The organism is Saccharothrix coeruleofusca (assembly GCF_017876325.1).
In the GTDB taxonomy this organism is placed as follows: domain Bacteria; phylum Actinomycetota; class Actinomycetes; order Mycobacteriales; family Pseudonocardiaceae; genus Actinosynnema; species Actinosynnema coeruleofuscum.
On the sequence record NZ_JAGINV010000001.1, the window covers coordinates 5,716,926 to 5,733,496 of the forward strand.

Annotated in this window: 17 protein-coding genes; 2 read left to right on the top strand and 15 right to left on the bottom strand. The window is 72.7% G+C overall.

Annotation, left to right across the window (positions count from 1 at the left end):
• Position 1: 1 nt before the first annotated feature.
• From hutI to JOF41_RS25850, 9 genes are all read right to left on the bottom strand, one after another.
• A complete protein-coding gene (gene hutI / locus JOF41_RS25810) occupies positions 2 to 1,150 on the bottom strand; it encodes an imidazolonepropionase (protein ID WP_209622639.1) in 1,149 nt (382 codons plus the stop codon).
• Positions 1,151 to 1,235: 85 nt separating this feature from the next.
• Positions 1,236 to 2,060, bottom strand: a complete 825-nt coding sequence (locus tag JOF41_RS25815; protein WP_209622642.1) for a hypothetical protein — start codon at positions 2,058 to 2,060, stop codon at positions 1,236 to 1,238.
• Between the two features lie 366 nt (positions 2,061 to 2,426).
• Positions 2,427 to 2,669, bottom strand: coding sequence for a DUF397 domain-containing protein (locus tag JOF41_RS25820; RefSeq protein WP_209622645.1), 243 nt, complete (start codon positions 2,667 to 2,669; stop codon positions 2,427 to 2,429).
• 11 nt (positions 2,670 to 2,680) lie between these two features.
• The gene (locus JOF41_RS25825; protein ID WP_244989699.1) at positions 2,681 to 3,508 is read right to left on the bottom strand and encodes a helix-turn-helix domain-containing protein; all 828 of its coding nucleotides are present in this window, start codon (positions 3,506 to 3,508) and stop codon (positions 2,681 to 2,683) included.
• A 52-nt stretch (positions 3,509 to 3,560) separates the two neighbouring features.
• A complete protein-coding gene (locus JOF41_RS25830; RefSeq protein ID WP_209622650.1) occupies positions 3,561 to 4,829 on the bottom strand; it encodes a formimidoylglutamate deiminase in 1,269 nt (422 codons plus the stop codon).
• Positions 4,826 to 6,001 carry an allantoate amidohydrolase gene (locus JOF41_RS25835; RefSeq protein WP_209622653.1) on the bottom strand — a complete coding sequence of 392 codons (1,176 nt, stop codon included), beginning with the start codon at positions 5,999 to 6,001 and terminating at the stop codon, positions 4,826 to 4,828. The genes JOF41_RS25830 and JOF41_RS25835 overlap by 4 nt, the downstream gene beginning before the upstream one ends.
• Positions 5,994 to 7,637 carry a urocanate hydratase gene (gene hutU / locus JOF41_RS25840; protein ID WP_189225555.1) on the bottom strand — a complete coding sequence of 548 codons (1,644 nt, stop codon included), beginning with the start codon at positions 7,635 to 7,637 and terminating at the stop codon, positions 5,994 to 5,996. Before hutU ends, JOF41_RS25835 begins: the two co-directional genes overlap by 8 nt.
• Positions 7,638 to 9,143, bottom strand: coding sequence for a histidine ammonia-lyase (hutH, locus tag JOF41_RS25845; protein ID WP_189225556.1), 1,506 nt, complete (start codon positions 9,141 to 9,143; stop codon positions 7,638 to 7,640).
• 100 nt (positions 9,144 to 9,243) lie between these two features.
• The gene (locus JOF41_RS25850; protein WP_189225557.1) at positions 9,244 to 9,828 is read right to left on the bottom strand and encodes a TetR family transcriptional regulator C-terminal domain-containing protein; all 585 of its coding nucleotides are present in this window, start codon (positions 9,826 to 9,828) and stop codon (positions 9,244 to 9,246) included.
• Between the two features lie 112 nt (positions 9,829 to 9,940).
• Here JOF41_RS25850 and JOF41_RS25855 point away from each other — a divergent pair, with 112 nt between their 5' ends.
• A complete protein-coding gene (locus tag JOF41_RS25855) occupies positions 9,941 to 10,639 on the top strand; it encodes a CPBP family intramembrane glutamic endopeptidase (protein WP_189225558.1) in 699 nt (232 codons plus the stop codon).
• Between the two features lie 43 nt (positions 10,640 to 10,682).
• On the opposite strand, the gene JOF41_RS25860 is transcribed toward JOF41_RS25855, so the two are convergent.
• Together JOF41_RS25860 and JOF41_RS25865 are read right to left on the bottom strand one after the other, a co-directional pair.
• Entirely contained in the window at positions 10,683 to 11,642 is a 960-nt protein-coding gene (locus tag JOF41_RS25860) for a hypothetical protein (protein WP_209622656.1), read from the bottom strand.
• The gene (locus tag JOF41_RS25865) at positions 11,642 to 12,121 is read right to left on the bottom strand and encodes a SigE family RNA polymerase sigma factor (protein WP_189225560.1); all 480 of its coding nucleotides are present in this window, start codon (positions 12,119 to 12,121) and stop codon (positions 11,642 to 11,644) included. Before JOF41_RS25865 ends, JOF41_RS25860 begins: the two co-directional genes overlap by 1 nt.
• Positions 12,122 to 12,165: 44 nt before the next feature.
• Between JOF41_RS25865 and JOF41_RS25870 the strand changes: the two genes are divergently transcribed.
• Complete coding sequence (locus JOF41_RS25870) at positions 12,166 to 12,969, top strand: IclR family transcriptional regulator (RefSeq protein ID WP_209622659.1); 804 nt, start codon at positions 12,166 to 12,168, stop codon at positions 12,967 to 12,969.
• Positions 12,970 to 13,096: 127 nt separating this feature from the next.
• Here JOF41_RS25870 and JOF41_RS25875 read toward each other — a convergent pair whose 3' ends face one another.
• Genes JOF41_RS25875 through JOF41_RS25890 form a run of 4 tightly spaced genes read right to left on the bottom strand, consistent with a single transcriptional unit; the run spans position 13,097 to position 16,416 of the window.
• A complete protein-coding gene (locus JOF41_RS25875; protein WP_209622661.1) occupies positions 13,097 to 13,981 on the bottom strand; it encodes an ABC transporter substrate-binding protein in 885 nt (294 codons plus the stop codon).
• Positions 13,978 to 14,712: an ABC transporter permease gene (locus JOF41_RS25880; RefSeq protein ID WP_189225563.1), complete on the bottom strand. Its 735-nt coding sequence runs from the start codon at positions 14,710 to 14,712 to the stop codon at positions 13,978 to 13,980. Before JOF41_RS25880 ends, JOF41_RS25875 begins: the two co-directional genes overlap by 4 nt.
• Positions 14,709 to 15,311: an ABC transporter permease gene (locus tag JOF41_RS25885; RefSeq protein ID WP_189225729.1), complete on the bottom strand. Its 603-nt coding sequence runs from the start codon at positions 15,309 to 15,311 to the stop codon at positions 14,709 to 14,711. The genes JOF41_RS25880 and JOF41_RS25885 overlap by 4 nt, the downstream gene beginning before the upstream one ends.
• A 49-nt stretch (positions 15,312 to 15,360) precedes the next feature.
• Positions 15,361 to 16,416 carry an ABC transporter ATP-binding protein gene (locus JOF41_RS25890; RefSeq protein ID WP_189225564.1) on the bottom strand — a complete coding sequence of 352 codons (1,056 nt, stop codon included), beginning with the start codon at positions 16,414 to 16,416 and terminating at the stop codon, positions 15,361 to 15,363.
• Positions 16,417 to 16,571: the final 155 nt, after the last annotated feature.

A 16,571-nucleotide genomic window follows, 5' to 3' on the forward strand; every position in this document is an offset into this window, starting at 1 on the left:
ATCAGCGGACGCGGACTCCCTTCCGCCACACCGCGTGCGTCAGCGGCACTCCCGGCCGGTACGCGAGGTGGGTGACCGAAGGCGCGTCGAGCACGTGCACGTCCGCCCGCGCGCCGGGGGCGAGGTGGCCCACGTCGGTGCGGCGCAGCGCCTTCGCGCCGCCGAGGGTGGCGGCTGTGACGGCCTCCTCCACGGTCATCCGCAACTGGAGCACGGCGGTGGCGACGCAGAACGCCATGGACGTGGTGTAGGAGCTGCCGGGGTTGCAGTTCGACGCCAGCGCCACGGTCGCGCCCGCGTCCAGCAGGCGGCGGGCGGGGGCCGGGGCCTGGCGGGTGGACAGGTCGCAGGCGGGCAGCAGGGTGGCGACGGTGCCGGAGTCCGCCAGGGCGTCCACGTCGGCGGCGGACAGGTACGTGCAGTGGTCGACGCTGGCCGCGCCCACCTCCACGGCGAGACGTACGCCGGGGCCCTCGCCGAGCTGGTTGCCGTGCACGCGCAGGCCCAACCCCTTGGCGGCGGCGGCCTTGAGCACCGCGCGGGACTGGTCCTCGTCGAACGCGCCGGTCTCGCAGAACACGTCGGCCCAGCGCGCGTGCGGGGCCACCGCGTCGAGCATCTCGCCGCACACCAGGGACACGTACTCGTCGGGGTCCGCGCCGGGCGGGACGAGGTGCGCGCCCAGGAAGGTGACTTCGTCGGCGTGCTCGGCCGCGATCCGGGCGGAGCGCAGCTCGTCGGCGACGGTCAGGCCGTAGCCGGTCTTGGTCTCCACGCAGGTGGTGCCCTGGGCGGCGGCCTCGGCGACGTGGCGGCGCAGGGTCGCGGCCAGTTCGGCGTCCGTGGCGGCGCGGGTGGCGGCGACGGTGACCGCGATCCCGCCCGCCGTGTAGGGCTGCCCCGCCATGCGGGCCTCGAACTCGGCGGTGCGGTCGCCCGCGAAGAGCAGGTGGGTGTGGCTGTCGACCCAGCCGGGCAGCACGGCCCGGCCCTCGACGTCCACGCGCTGGTCGGCGGGCGGGGCGGCACTCGCCGACCCCACCCAGGAGACGTGGCCGTCGGTCAGGACGAGAGCGGCGTCGGTGAGCCGACCCAGGTCCGGGTCGTTGGTGGTCAGCTCACCGATGCCGGTGATCAGAGTGCTGGTCATCGGCGGGAACTGCCCACAACAGACACCCGGCCCACCTTTCGCCCGCGTTCGGCGATGATCCTACAAGCGGGCTGTCGCTGCCGACTCACACCGCCGCGCTCGGCAGGTCGATCGAGGCCGATTTGTCGCACGCCCCGATCGAGGCGCAGAGCGAGTCGATGATCGACGCGACGAACGCCGCCGCACCGGCGGCGAAGAACACGCTCACCGCCATCTTCGCCACCGCGCCGACCGTGAGCCCGGCGGCCCCGGCGAGCGACGCCACGGCGCTGGAGGTCTCCAGCACGGCGACCGCCCCGGCCGCCCCCACCGGCCCGGCCGCGATGCAGGCGGCGGCGACGGCCACGAACGCCGCCGCGGCGGCCCCAACGACGAAACCCTTGCACAGCGCGCAGTTCAGCCAGCCGCTCAGCGCCTCCGCGTCGGCGTCGGCCGGGAACTGCACGGTGTCGAGCCACGCCATGAACTGGGTGCAGCAGTCCGGCGCGCCGCCGATCTCCTGGCGGAGGTTCAGCATGGCGGACCGGGGGAACCCCGCCGCGTACATGACGGCCATCGGTTCGGCGTTCCACGCCGGGTAGAGGCTGGGCGCGGTGGACACCAGCGCCATGACCTGCCGCGTGATCGGACCGGTGTCGTCCATCTCCCGCAGCAGCGGGATGTCGAGCGATCCGAGTCCGCCGCTGATGTGCGCCACGTTCGCGGCGTCGATGGTGATCGCGAGCTGCCCCTCACCGGTGTAGAGGTAGTTCTGCTCGCCGTTCACCTGCAGTGCCCACGTGCCGGGGTCCGATCCCGCGCCCACGTCCTTGATGGTCAGCGAACCCAGGTCGCCCGCGGAGACCACGTAGGCGGCCCCCTCCGGACCGAGCCGGTCGCCCAAGGATCGCGGTCCCACCGAGTCCCCCATGCCTCCCCAGATCGCTCCACCTTCACCAGTCGGCGTGGTGATGCTGTTGACGTGCCACATCGCAGTTTCGCCTCCGCAGGGTGAGCCCGTGTATTTCCAGCATTTCGGAAGAGCATGGCGGCGAAGCCCTCGGCGAACCGCTCGCCGAGGTGATGACGGATCGCGCTCCGGCGGGAAGCAGGGATTTCCGGACGGGATCTCGCTCCACCGTCGCAGGCGTCCACCTCGTGCGCTACCGGATTCACCGAAATCGACTAGTGGTCGACGACCCCGGCGGTGCGGTCGCCTGCGAGGAAGGAGGCGGTGCCGGTGAGCCGACTCGGGGGACCGGGTCGGCTCACCGGCGCTGGTGATCAGGGCACTTGGTCACGGGCGCAGGAACCGCTGCCAAGAGGAAGCCGGGAAGGACAGCAGGCCAGCGTTCGGGTTCTTCGAGTCCCGCACGGCCACCGCCAGGTCGGAGAAGGCGACCTCAACGCAGTTTCCGTTGGTACCACCGCCGCTGTGACTGCTCTTGCGCCACGCCACCTCAACGCAGTTGCTGTTGTTGGCGCTTCCGCTGCGACTGCTCTTCCGCCACACCAGACTACGAATGTCCACCGTGGACATAAATCCACCCCTCATCCGTGTTCGGGAATGATCCGCTCGATCAGGGCCACCGAATCCTCCGGGGTGAGCGCCAGATCGAGCAGGTGGTCGAACAGCAGTGTAGCCCGACTGACCTTCTCCGGTTCCTCCCAGTGAGTCGAGCCGACTGGGTTTTCGACGTACAACATCGGTGGGTATTCCTCGAACTCCAAGAGGGTGTAGGCAGCGCCCTGACCGGGATGCGGGCCAAGAACCCTCGGTATTATCCGCAGACTGACCGTGGACAGCTCGGACATCATGATCAGGTGATTGAGTTGCTCGACCATGACCCCAGGGCTGTCGATCACTTGATGCAGGGCGATCTCATCCACTACCGCTGTCAAGCGCAACGGCTTCTGCTCTGCGGTCAATCGACGCTGCCTGATCTGCCGCACTTCGATCTGGGTGCACAACTCTTCCTCGCTGCGCTTGAGGAAGCTGGTCTGCAGAATCGCTCGGGCATACCCCTCGCTCTGAAGCAGGCCCGGGAGGTTGATGAGCGCGAGTTCACGCACCCGACCCGCCTCGGTCTCCATGTCGACATACCCGACGTCGTCGAGGTCGTAGCTGCGCCACCACGCCGGTTCCAGCGCTTCCCTGACGTGGTCGAGGAGGCCGGGGTCGTACACGTCGTAGATATCCATCATCGAGCGGGCCAGGTGCACGTCGAGCCGGGTTTCGCCCGCTTCGATGCGGTAGAGCGCGCCGCGCTGCTTCTCCAGCGCGCGGGCGGCCTCGTCGATGCTCATGCCCGCCTGCTCGCGCAGCCTGCGCACCCGGTGGCCCAGTTTCTTCCTGCGGAAAGTCGGTTGCTGCGGCATGGCGGGCATGGTCGCGAACGGGACCGACAACAATGGGAATCCCGCTACCCGATCAGGTGAGGGCATCCAAGAGCATCGGACCGATCTCGCCCCACTTCTCGTGCACCCCGTCGCGCGCCACGACCTGCCCGCCTGCCACGACCACCGCCACGTCGGACGCCGTGGCGGCCATCACCAGTTGCTCGGGCGCAACGCCCGCCGTCCGCGCCGAGTTCACCCGAACGGCTACGAAATCGGCCGGTGCGCCCGGTGCGATCCGCCCCGCCTCGGGCCACCCGATGGCCGCGTGGTTGGTCATCGCGGCGACCAGCTCGGACGGCCCGAAGCGACCGCGCTGACCAGTGCGCAAACGTTCGCCATGCTCCACCGCGCGGGCCTCCAGCAGCAGGTCGGTCACCGCGTGCTGGTCGCTGCCCAGCGACAGCGCGCACCCGGCGTCGGCCAGTTCGCGCGCCGGGCCGATGCCGTCCGCCAGGTCGGCCTCGGTGGTCGGGCACAGGCACACGCCCGTGCCCGAAGCGCCGAGCAGGGTGATGTCCTCGCCGGTCAGGTGCGTCGCGTGGACGGCGGTGGTGCGCGGGGTGAGGGCGCCCGCCTCGGCGAGCAGCCGGGCCGGCGTCATGCCGTAGGACCGGAGGCAGTCGTCGTTTTCCGCGGGTTGCTCCGAGAGGTGGACGTGCAGCGGCCGATCGGGGAATGCGTTCGCTACTTCCGACAGGGTTTCACGTGGCACCGCGCGCACCGAGTGAATGGCCGCGCCGATCCTGGTGTTCTCGTCCTCGCGCAGTTCGGCGACCCGCGAAGCCCACTTCTCCGCCGTTCCGTCGGAAAAGCGCTCCTGGACGCCTTGCACCGGTTGGCCGATTCCGCCCGCCAAATAGGCCGCGTCCAGGAGGGTGAGGCGGATTCCGGCGTCGGCGGCGGCGCGGCGCAGCGCCTCGCCCATCTCGTTGCCGCCGTCGTGCAGGTAGTGGAACTCCCCCACCGCCGTCACGCCGGTGACCACCATCTCGGCGTAGACGGCGCGTGCCAGGCGGTAGTACGACTCGGGCGTCAGGCTCGCCGCCAGCTCGTACATGCGCTCGCGCCACGTCCAGAAGGTGCCGCCGCCGTCGTGGGTCCGGCCGCGCAGCGCGCGGTGGAAGGCGTGCGAGTGGGCGTTGGCGAAACCGGGGAGCACCACGCCGTAGAGGCGTTGCGACCCCAGCGGAATCGTGTCCACTGTGGACACGGAGTGGATCACGCCGTCCTCGACGCGCACCAGCACCCTGGAGGCCATGCCCTCCGGCAGCACCGCCCGCTCGCACCAGAAGCTCTTCATCGCGTCAAGTGCTCCAGCGTCGTCGCCAGCGCGACGACACCCGCCGCGCAATCCTCGGCCTCGGCGAACTCCTCGGGCGCGTGGCTGACGCCGGTGGGGTTGCGCACGAACAGCATGGCGGTCGGGACGTGCGCGGCCAGCACGCCCGCGTCGTGCCCGGCCCCGGTCGGCAGCGCGGGCACCCCGCCCAGCGCCCCGGCGATGTCGTCGCGCAGGCGCGCGTCGAAGTGCACGGTGTCGCCGTACGACTCCTCGGTGACGCGCACCTGGCAGCCCTCCTCGGCGGCGAAACCGCGCGCGGCTTCGGTGATCTCCGCGACGACGGCCCTGGTCCGGCGGTCGTCGGCGGCGCGGGCGTCCAGCCACAGGTCCACCGACGAGGCGATGACGTTGGTGCCGCCGGGGTTGGGCACGATCCGCCCCACGGTGGCGCGCGCGCCGTCGCGGGCGGCCTTGCGCGCGGCCAGGACGACCCTGGAGGCGGGCAGCATCGGGTCGCGGCGGTCCTCGATCGGCGTCGCGCCCGCGTGGTTGCCCTCGCCGGTGAAGGTGAACCGCCACCGGCCGTGGGCGAGGATCGAACTGGCCACCCCGACCGGGACGTCCAGGCCGCGCCCCTGCTCGACGTGCAGCTCCACGAACGCGCCGACGCGGCCGAGCGCCTCGTCGTCGCGGCCCATCCGCCACGGGTCGAAGCCCGCCCGGTGCGCGGCCTCGCCGAAGGCGATCCCGTCCTGGTCCACCAGCCTGGCCGCGACCTCGGGCGCGGTCGCCCCGGTCATCAGCCGCGACCCCAGGCAGGCGACGCCGAACCGGCCGCCCTCCTCCTCCACGAAGACCACGATCGCCAGCGGCCGGGACGGCGTGAAACCGTTGGCGCGCAGCACGTCGAAGGCTTGCAGGGCGGAGACCACGCCGAGCGGGCCGTCGAACGCGCCGCCGCCGGGCACCGAGTCGAGGTGGCTGCCGGTGACCACCGCGCCGGGCCCCGGAGTGCCCCACCACGCCCACAGGTTGCCGTTGCGGTCGGGCCGCACGTCCAGCTCGCGCGCGCGGGCCTCGGCCGTGAACCACTCGCGCAGCTCCAGCTCGGCGGTGTCGAAGCCGTGCCGGGAGTAGCCGCCGCGGCGGGCGTCGCGGCCGATGTCGGCGATGTCGGCGAGGTCAGCCATCGGTGCTCATCGGAATCCGCACGCCCTTCGCCGCGGCCACTTCCCGCGCCCTGTCGTACCCGGCGTCCACGTGCCGCAGCACGCCCATGCCGGGGTCGTTGGTCAGCACGCGCTCGATCTTGCGGGCCGCGAGCTCGGTGCCGTCGGCCACGGTGACCTGCCCGGCGTGGATGGAGCGGCCGATGCCGACGCCGCCGCCGTGGTGGATGGACACCCACGTGGCCCCGGAGGCGGTGTTGACCAGGGCGTTGAGCAGCGGCCAGTCGGCGATGGCGTCCGAGCCGTCGGCCATCGCCTCGGTCTCCCGGTAGGGGGAGGCGACCGAGCCGCAGTCGAGGTGGTCGCGGCCGATCACCACCGGCGCGGACAGCTCGCCACTGGCGACCATCTCGTTGAACCGCAGGCCCGCCAGGTGCCGCTGGCCGTAGCCGAGCCAGCAGATGCGCGCGGGCAGGCCCTGGAACTCGACGCGCTCGCCCGCCATCCTGATCCACCGGGCCAGCTTCTCGTCGTCGGGGAACAGCTCCAGGATGGCGCGGTCGGTGGCGGCGATGTCGGCCGGGTCGCCGGACAGCGCGGCCCAGCGGAACGGGCCCTTGCCCTCGCAGAACAGCGGCCGGATGTAGGCGGGGACGAAACCGGGGAAGTCGAACGCCCGCTCGCAGCCGCCGAGCTTGGCCTCGCCGCGGATCGAGTTGCCGTAGTCGAACACCTCGGCTCCCCGGTCCAGGAAGCCGACCATCGCCTCGACGTGCGCGGCCATGGACGCGCGGGCGCGGTCGGTGAACTCCTCCGGCTTGCCCGCCGCGTACTCCTTCCAGTCCTCGATGGACACACCGATCGGCAGGTAGGCCAACGGGTCGTGCGCGGAGGTCTGGTCGGTCACCACGTCCACCGGCACCTCGCGGCGCAGCAGCTCCGGCAGCACCTCGGCGGCGTTGCCGATCAGGCCCACCGACAGCGCCCGCCCTTCGGCCTTGGCGCGCAGCACGCGCGCCACCGCGTCGTCCAGGTCGTCGGCGATCTCGTCCAGGTAGCGGGTCTCCACGCGGCGGCGGGCCCGCTGCGGGTCGACCTCGACGCACAGCGCGACGCCCTCGTTCATGGTCACCGCCAGCGGCTGCGCGCCACCCATGCCGCCCAGGCCCGCCGTGACGGTCAGGGTGCCCTTGAGCGAGCCGCCGAAGCGCTTGTCGGCCACCGCGGCGAAGGTTTCGTAGGTGCCCTGCAGGATGCCCTGGGTGCCGATGTAGATCCACGACCCGGCCGTCATCTGGCCGTACATGGTCAGGCCCTCGGCCTCCAGACGGCGGAACTCGGGCCAGTTGGCCCAGTCCGGCACCAGGTTGGAGTTGGCGATGAGCACGCGCGGGGCCCACTCGTGGGTGCGCAGCACGCCCACCGGGCGGCCGGACTGCACCAGCAGCGTCTCGTCCTCGGCCAGCGCGGCCAGCTCCCGGCTGATGGCGTGGAAGCTGGGCCAGTCCCGCGCGGCCTTGCCGGTGCCGCCGTAGACCACGAGGTCCTCCGGGCGCTCGGCCACGTCCGGGTCCAGGTTGTTGTGGAACATGCGCAGCGCGGCCTCGGTCGGCCAGCTGCGGGCGGTCAGGTCGGTTCCGCGAGCGGCTTTCACCATCTACAGCGCTCCACTTCGGATGAGGTCCTCGGCGGCGGCGATCTCGGGCGCGAGGTGGCGGTCCGGTCCGGGACCGGGGACCACCTCGCGCAGCTTCGCCACGGCCGCCGCGGTGGCGGGTGCGGGCTTGAGCGGCGCGCGCAGGTCCAGCGCCCGCGCGGCGGTGATCAGCTCGACGGCGAGCACCGTGCGCAGGCCATCGACCGCCTTGCGCAGCTTGCGCGCGGCCGACCAGCCCATCGACACGTGGTCCTCCTGCATGGCCGAGCTGGGGATCGAGTCGACCGAGGCGGGCACCGCCAGCCGCTTGAGCTCGGACACGATCGCCGCCTGCGTGTACTGGGCGATCATGTGGCCGGAGTCCACGCCGGGGTCGTCGGCCAGGAACGGCGGCAGGCCGTGCGAGCGGTTGACGTCGAGCATCCGGTCGGTGCGGCGCTCGGCGATGCTGGCCACGTCCGCGACCGGGATGGCCAGGAAGTCCAGCACGTAGGCCAGTGGCGCGCCGTGGAAGTTGCCGTTGGACTCCACCCGGCCGTCGGGCAGCACCACCGGGTTGTCGATCGCGGCGGCCAGCTCCCGGTCGGCCACGGTCTCGGCGTAGGCGACGGTGTCCCGCGCCGCGCCGTGGACCTGCGGCGAGCAGCGCAGCGAGTAGGCGTCCTGCACGCGGTCGCAGTCCGGACCCCGGTGCGAGGCCACGATCTCCGAGCCCGCCAGGATCTCCGCCATGCGCTGGGCGGAGCGGCCCTGGCCGGGGTGCGGGCGCAGGGCGTGCAGCTCGGCGGCGAACACGCGGTCGGTGCCCAGCAGCGCCTCCACGCTCATCGCCGCGGTGAGGTCGGCGACGTCGAGCAGCCGGTGCAGGTCGCTGATCGCCAGCACCAGCATCCCGAGCATCCCGTCGGTGCCGTTGATCAGCGCCAGGCCCTCCTTCTCGGCCAGCCGCACCGGCTCGACACCCGCCGCGCGCAGCGCCTCGGCGGCGGGCAGCAGCCGGTCGTCGGCGTCGCGGACCAGTCCCTCGCCGGTCAGCGCCAGCGCCACCGCCGACAGCGGGGCCAGATCGCCCGAGCAGCCCAGCGAGCCGAACTCGCGCACGACCGGCGTGATGCCCGCGTTGAGCATCGCCGCCATCGCCTCGACCGTGCCCAGCCGGACGCCGGTGTGCCCGGTGGCCAGCGTGCGCAGCCTGAGCAGCACCAGGGCGCGCACCACCTCGCGCTCCACCTCCGGGCCCGCCCCGGCCGCGTGCGAGCGCACCAGGGCCTGCTGGAGGGCGGCGCGGCGGTCCGGCGGGATGTGCCGCACGGCCAGCGCGCCGAACCCGGTCGAGACGCCGTAGGTCGGCTTCGCGGCGGCGGCCAGGCGGTCGACGTGCGCCCTGGCGGCGGTGACCGCCTCGCGGGCCGCGTCCGCCAGCTCCACCGGAGCGCCGCCTCGGGCCACCGCGTGGACGTCTGCGCGGGTCAGGGGCTTGGGCCCCACCTGCACGGGTTGCTGCATGTGCACATCTCAACCCGGAACCGCCGTCCGCACGACCCGTGAACCGGCATCGGTGTCTGGGATGCCAGACACCGACCGCTCCCGCTCGACGTGGAACCGCCTACGCGGACAGGAGCACCGCCGCGTGGCGGCGGAGCAGTCGCTTCGCCCCGTCCAGGTCGAGCCGTTCCGGGTCGACGAGCATCGTCAGGTGAACGCCGTCGATCATCACCAGCAGCTCGGTCACCCGATCGTCGACGGCGTCGTCGGGGATGTGCCCTTCCGCCGCGAGAACCCCCAACCAGCGGGTGAGCACCGTCGCGGACGCCTGCCTGCCGGAGAGCAGGAGTTCCCTGGCACCCTCGCTCGCCTCGGGGCCGTAGGACAGGCGGTAGTACTCGAGCCACCCGTGCAGTGCCGCTTCCACCTGGTCGGGAAGCGGGAGGAACTGCTCCAGGCATTCCGCCAGGCGCTCGGCCGGTGACCGCGACGCGTCCGCGATGTGCCGGTCGTCGAGGGTGAAGGTGACGATCTCCGAAGCCACCGCTTGGTGCAGGAGGGCTTGCGAGGGGAAGTAGTTGCGCAGGGTCGTCGCCCCGACGCCCGCGGCGGCGGCGACCGCCCGCACGCTCAGCGCCGCCAGTCCTTCGGCCTTCGCCAGTTCCACGGCGGCCCGCAGGATCTGCTCACGTTTGCCCGCGCTCATCACACCACTGTACCGCACACTGTGCCGCACACCGTTCCGCACAGTGTGCGGTACGGTGTGCGGCACACTGTACTTATCGCTTCTCCACCTCCCATGGAACAGGAGTTCCACCATGGTCAGCGCACACGACCGGACCACCCCTCCCACCGACGCGCGGCCACGGCCGGGCTGGCTCGAACTGGCCGTCGGCGGCCTGACCTACGCCACCGCGCTCGCCCTCGGGATCTGGTGGATCGACAGCATCCCGGTCGAGCGGAGCGAGCTGCGCGGCTACATCAGCTACTTCGTCTCCGGAGCGACCGGCGTGCTCGCCTTCGCCGCCGCGGTCGGCGTCCGCATCCGCGCGCTGGCGCCCTTCGGCATCCGCAGGATCAGCTGGAGGTGGGTCCTCGTCAGCCTCGTGGCAGCGGCGGGCGTCTACTGGGTCAACCAGTTCATCGCACTGGGGTACATCGCCGTCTTCGGCAACGACACCCCTCAGGGCGACTACCAGGCGGCGGCCGGGGCCGGCGCCCTCTCCCTCGCGGTGACGCTCGTCCTCGGAGGCGGCCTGACCGGGTTGGGCGAGGAACTGCTCTTCCGCGGCGTCGTCGCCAACACGCTGCTGAAGCACGGCGTCTGGACGGGCGTCGTGCTCAGCGCGCTGATCTTCGCCCTCGTCCACGGCCTCAACATGATCCTGCCGCTGGCCTTCGTCGTCGGTCTGGTCAACGCGACGCTGCTGCGCCGGAGCGGTTCGGTCTGGCCCGCGGTCATCGTCCACGTCGTCTACAACAGCGTGAGCAACATCGGCTTCATGTTCGCCTCCTGACACCGGCGACCAGCGAGGACCGGGGCGCTGAGCAGTGCTCGCCTCAGCGCCCCAGCCAGGACAGGTCCGGGTGCGGGTCGACCAGGGCCGCGTCCGCGACCTCGACCAGCTCCTCCACCGATGCCCGCCGGTTGTGCCCGGTCACCACCAGGTAGCGGTCCGGGGCGAGCGGGACGGCCAGGTAGCCCCACTCCGTCTCCCGGTGCACCGCGTCCCGCCCGCGCGCCCGCACGGTCGTCGGCGTCCCCGAGCCGCCATCACCCGTCGTGAGCGCGAGGGTGTAGCCGGCGCCTCCGCGCGTCGTGGTGACCTGCGCGCTCCAGGCGCCCCCCGCCGTGGTGAACGTGAAGTAGCCGCTGCCGTCCAGGGACAGCGGAGCGCGGACCTTCGTGGCGTCCGGGCGCACCGACTCGGCCACGCGCGTCGCCGAGGCGCGGAAGTCGACCACGCCCTGCCAGGACAGCGACACGTACCAGGAGGCGTCCGGCTGCCACAGCAGCCCGCTGCTGTCCCCGGTGAACACGGCGGGCCGCCCGTTGACCGTGGTCCGGTCCTGCGGCGCGGCGTTGGCGAGCACCACCGCCTCCGGGCTCTGCGGCGTGGCCGGTGCCACCCGGAAGGTGAGCACCTCGATCCCCCCGGCGCGCGGCGCCCAACGCCGGAACAGCCCGCCCGCCTCGTAGCTCCGCTCGAACTCGTAGTACCCCTCGGGCACCCAGCCGGGGCTGTGCGTCAGCGCGACCTCGGGCAGCGGCGGCCCGCTGGTCGTGGTCACAGCGGTGCTCACGGCGGTGGGCGCGGTGGACCCGGCGGGCAGGGTCGCCACCGGGCGGCTGACCACCGCGGTGGCCACGATCGCCGCGACCACCGCGGTGGCCGTGGCCAGTGCCAGCAGCAGCGGCTTGCGGTCGCGGCGGGGCCGGTGCAGCGCGGCCAGCACGGGTCCGGCGGGCGGCGTGCGCTCGGCCTGGCGCAACAGCGCCTCCCTGACGCGGTCCTCCATCACAGCGCCTCCTTCACCCGGTCCTGGGCGCGCAGGGTGGCCAGCGCGCGGGAGATGTGGCTGCGGACGGTGCCCTGGGAGCACCCCAAGTAGGCGGCGATCTCGGCGTCGTCGCAGCCCTCGTAGTAGCGCAGCACGATCGCCGCGCGCTGCTTGCGCGGCAGCCGCGCGATCAGCCGCAGCAGGGCGTCCCGCTCGTCGTAGCGGGCGGTCGGGTCCTCACCCGCCGGGTCCAACCCCTCGATGGACCCGGCGGGCCGGAGGCGCCTGCGCCAGGACAGGAACTCGTTGGTCACCATCCGCTTGACGTAGGCGCCGGGCGCGTCGAGGACGCCGATCCGCCCCCACCGCTGCTGGGCGCGCAGCAGGCACTCCTGCACCACGTCCTGCGCGAGGTGCGGGTCGCAGGTCAGCACCGTGGCGTAGCGCAGCAACGGGGTGACGTGCTCAGCCGCGAAGTCCTCGAAGCTGCTTGTCATACCCCTCCAATGCGCGCGCCCCCGGATTTGTTGACAATGAATTCGTGGGGCGCAGCAGCGACGTGCCGGCGTTGCGCCGGGGACTGGCGGTGCTCAAGCTGCTGGCCAGCCGCCCCGGTCCGCTCTCGGCCGCCGCCGTGGCGCGGGAGCTGTCGCTGCCCCGGTCCACCACCTACCACCTGCTGGCCGAGCTGGCCGAGGCCGGGTTCGCCACGCACTTCCCCGAGGAGCGCCGCTACGGGCTCGGCGTGGCCGCGTTCGAACTGGGGTCGGCCTACCTGCGGCACGACCCGCTGGAGCGGCTGGCGCGTCCGCTGCTGCGGCGGCTGGTGGACCAGGTGGGGCGGACCGCGCAGCTGGGCGTGCTGCACGGGGCCGAGGCGCTGTACCTGGTGCGGGAGCAGCCCCGGCAGCCGCAGACGATCGTGTCCGACGTGGGCGTGCGGCTGCCCGCGCACCTGACCGCGTCGGGCCGGGCGGTGCTGGCACGGCTGCCCGCCGCGCAGGTGCGGGCGCTGTTCCCCGGCCCGGCGGTGTTCGTGGACCGGACCGGGCGCGGACCGCGCGACCTGCCGTCGCTGCGGCGGCTGCTGGCGGTGGAGCGGCGGCGCGGGTGGTCGGTGGAGGACGGCTACGTCACCGCCGGGTTCGCGTCGGTGGCGGCGGCGGCGTTCGACCACGGGCGGCGGCCGATCGCGGCGGTCGCGGTGACCTTCCGGCACGTGTGCGACCGGGAGCCCGCCGGGGAGCCCGCCGGGGAGTGCGGCCTGACCTGGCCCGAGCTGGCCGCCGAGGTGGTGCGGACCGCCGACGCGCTCACCGAGCGCATCGGCGGCCACCGCGCCTGACCGCGCCTGACCGCGCCTGCAAGTACTACCCGTGCCCCCGAGCCGAGCGCATTACTACTACCCGAGTGCCGACGCTCGGGTAGTAGTTACCGGCCCCGTGGGAGGGGTCGGGTAGTACTTGCAGGCGTCAGAGGGAGACGGTCTTGAGGAAGTCGGCGGCCACGTTGGCCACCGTCTCCTTGTCCACGTCCACCCGCTTGACCAGCTCGGCCAGGTTCTGCGTGGTCAGCGCGGCGGAGACCTTGTCCAGCGCCTGCTTGCCCTTGGCGTCCACCGCGTCGGACCGCAGCAGCGGCACGACGTTCTGCGCCGGGTACATGTTCTTCGGGTCCTCCAGCTGCACGAACCCGTTCACCGCGATGTCGGCCTGCGTGGTGTAGAGGTTGGCCACCTGGGCGGTGCCGTTCTTCAGCGCGTCCACGGTGACCGGCCCACCCGCGTCGGTGGTCTTGATCTCCTTGAACGTCACCCCGTAGAGCTCCTTGATCCGGCTCTCCCAGCGCTGCGCCCACTCGCCCGCCGCGCCCAGCACGTACTGCCCGCTGCCCAGGTCGGCGATGGACTTCACGCCGCGCTCGGCGGTCTCCTCGGTGACCACCAGCACGTCCTTGTCCTCGGCGGCGGACTTCTCCAGCACCTCCAGACCGGCGGGCGTCTTGGCCTTCAACGCCGCGTAGACCTCGTCGGCGGTGGAGGTCGTGTTGGTCTTGTCGAAGTAGTTCAGCAGGTTGCCGGTGTACTCCGGCACCACGCCCAACGACTTGTCCTGCAACGCCTTCACGACCAGCTCGCGCGCGCCGATGCCGGACTTCACCGTCACCTTCGCGCCGGTCGCCTTGAGCGCGCCCGCGTAGATCTCGGCGAGGATCTTGTTCTCGGTGAAGTCGGCCGAACCGACCACCACCTCCCCCGAGTCGGCCTGCTGACCACTGCCGCCGAGGTCCTCCGCGGACCCGCACGCGGACAGGACCAGGGCTGCCGCCGCGACCGCGACGGCCAACGTGCGCTTCATGCCGTGCTTCCTCCTGCGTCTGGCTGGGCGGCGGCCGCCGCCAGCTCCACCCCGCGACGCCGGGACCCGGCGGACAACCGCAGCCCCCTCGGCACCACGAGCCTTCCCACACCCGCGAGCAGCGCGTCCAGCAGCACCGCCAGCAGCGCGATGAGCACCGCGCCGCCGACGAACTGCCCGTAGTCCAGCACCCGCAAACCGTCCAGCAGCGGACGTCCCAACGTCTCCACACCCACGTAGGCCGCGACCGACGCGGTCGCCACCACCTGCAACGTCGCGTTGCGCAGCCCGCCCACCAGCAGCGGCAGCGCGTTGGGCACCTCGACCTGCCACAGCCGCTGCGCGCCCGTCATGCCCATGCCGCGCGCGGCGTCCACCACGCCCCGGTCCACGCCCTGCACGCCCGCGTACGCGCCCGCCAGTATCGGCGGGACCGCCAGCACCACCAGCGCGATGAGCACGCCTGCCGGACCACCGCCCATCAGCAGGTACAGGAACGTCACCAGGCCCAGCGTGGGCAGCGCGCGCAGGGCGTTGCTGCCGCCCACCAGCAGCACGCCGCCGCGGCCGGTGTGCCCGATGAACAGGCCCAGCGGCACGGCGATGGCGGCGGCGCCGAGCACCGCGCCCAGGCAGTACAGCAGGTGCACGCCGACCCGCACCGGGATCGACCTGCCCCCGCTCCAGTTGACCGGGTCCACCAGCCAGGCGAACGCGTCCGCGAAGATCATGGCTTGCCCACCAGGGTCCACGGGGCGAGGCGGTCGCGCAGCCACACCAGCAGCAGGTCCACCACCAGCGCCAGCAGCAGGGTCAGCACGATGCCGATGACGATCGGGGCCAGGTAGCGCTGCCGGAACCCGTCGGTGAACAGCACGCCGAGGCCGCCGGTGCCGATCAGCGCGCCCACGCTGACCAGGCTGATGTTGCTCACCGAGCCGACCCGCACGCCCGCCGCCAGCACCGGCACCGCCAGCGGCAGCTCCACCGCCAGGAACCGGCGCACCGGCCGGAAGCCCATCGCGGTCGCGGCGGCGGTGACGTGCGCGGGCACCGCGTCCAGCGCGTCGGCCACCGGCCGCACCAGCAGCGCCGTGGTGTAGAGGGTGAGCGCGATGACCACGTTGGCGCTGTCCAGGACCTGCGTGCCGATCACCGCCGGGATGATCGCGAACAGCGCCAGCGACGGGATCGTGTAGAGCACGTTGGCGGTGCCCGCCAGTGCCGCCTTCGCCCACGGCAGCCGGTGCGCCAGCAGCCCGAGCAGCACCGCCAGCACGACCGAGACCACCAGCGGCAGCAGCGACAGGTAGACGTGCTCCAGCAGCATGTCCAGCAGCGCCGCGCGGGTTCCCGCGTCGCTGAGGTAGTCGACCACCTCACCCACGGCGGCCCTCGATCACATCGAGCACCTGCCGGGCGGTGACCACGCCGGCGAAGCGCCCCTCCCCGTCCACCACCACGCCCAGCCCGGACGGCGAGGACAGCGCCGCGTCCAGCGCGCCGCGCACCGGCGCGCCCAGCTCGTAGAGCGAGCCGCCGGGCACCGGCTCGCCGCCCGCGCCCGGCGCGAGCCAGCCCTGCGGGCGCTTCTCGCCGTCCACCACCAGCCGCCAGCCGTCGGCGGGCTCGACAGCGGCGCCCTCGACCACCGTCGGCACGTCGCCGACCCGCACGCCCACCGGGTCCACGAAGGACAGGCCCCGGTAGCCGCGGTCCTTGCCGACGAACCCCGCCACGAAGTAGTCCGCCGGGCGGGACAGCACCTCGGCGGGCGGCGCGTACTGGGCCAGCACGCCGCCCTCGCGGAACACCGCCACCTTCTCGCCGATCCGCACCGCCTCGTCGATGTCGTGCGTGACGAACACGATCGTCTTGTCCAGCTCCGCCTGCAGCCGCAGCAGCTCGTCCTGCAAGCCCTCCCGGACCACCGGGTCGACCGCGCTGAACGGCTCGTCCATCAGCAGCACCGGCGGGTCCGCGGCCAGCGCCCGCGCCACGCCCACCCGCTGCTGCTGGCCGCCGGAGAGCTGCACCGGGTAGCGCTTGCCCAGCTCGGCGGGCAGGCCCACCAGCTCCAGCAGCTCCGCGGCGCGGGCGCGGGCCGCGCGGCGCGTCCAGCCCGACAGCAGCGGCACGGTGGCCACGTTGTCCAGCACCGTGCGGTGCGGGAACAGGCCCGCCTGCTGGATGACGTAGCCGATGCCCCGGCGCAGCGTCGGCGGGTCCACGCCGCGCACGTCCCGGCCGTCCACCAGCACCGTGCCGGAGGTGGCCTCGACCATCCGGTTCACCATGCGCAGCGACGTGGTCTTGCCGCAGCCCGAAGGCCCGACGAACACCGTGATGGTGCCCGCCTCTACGACGAGGTCGAGGCCGTCGACCGCGACGGTGCCGTCGTCGAACCGCTTGGTGACGTCGCGGAACTCGATCACCCGAGGTCCTCCCTGGGCAGCTGGTGCGGGCGTCGATCGACCCTAGTCCGTTCCCCCGTTCGCGGCACGGAGTTCCACGGGTTGATCGCTGTGCTGGATTGCCGCTGCTCCGCAGACGGCGGCTCGGCCGCCGGGAAGTCGGGGCGGGCCGACCG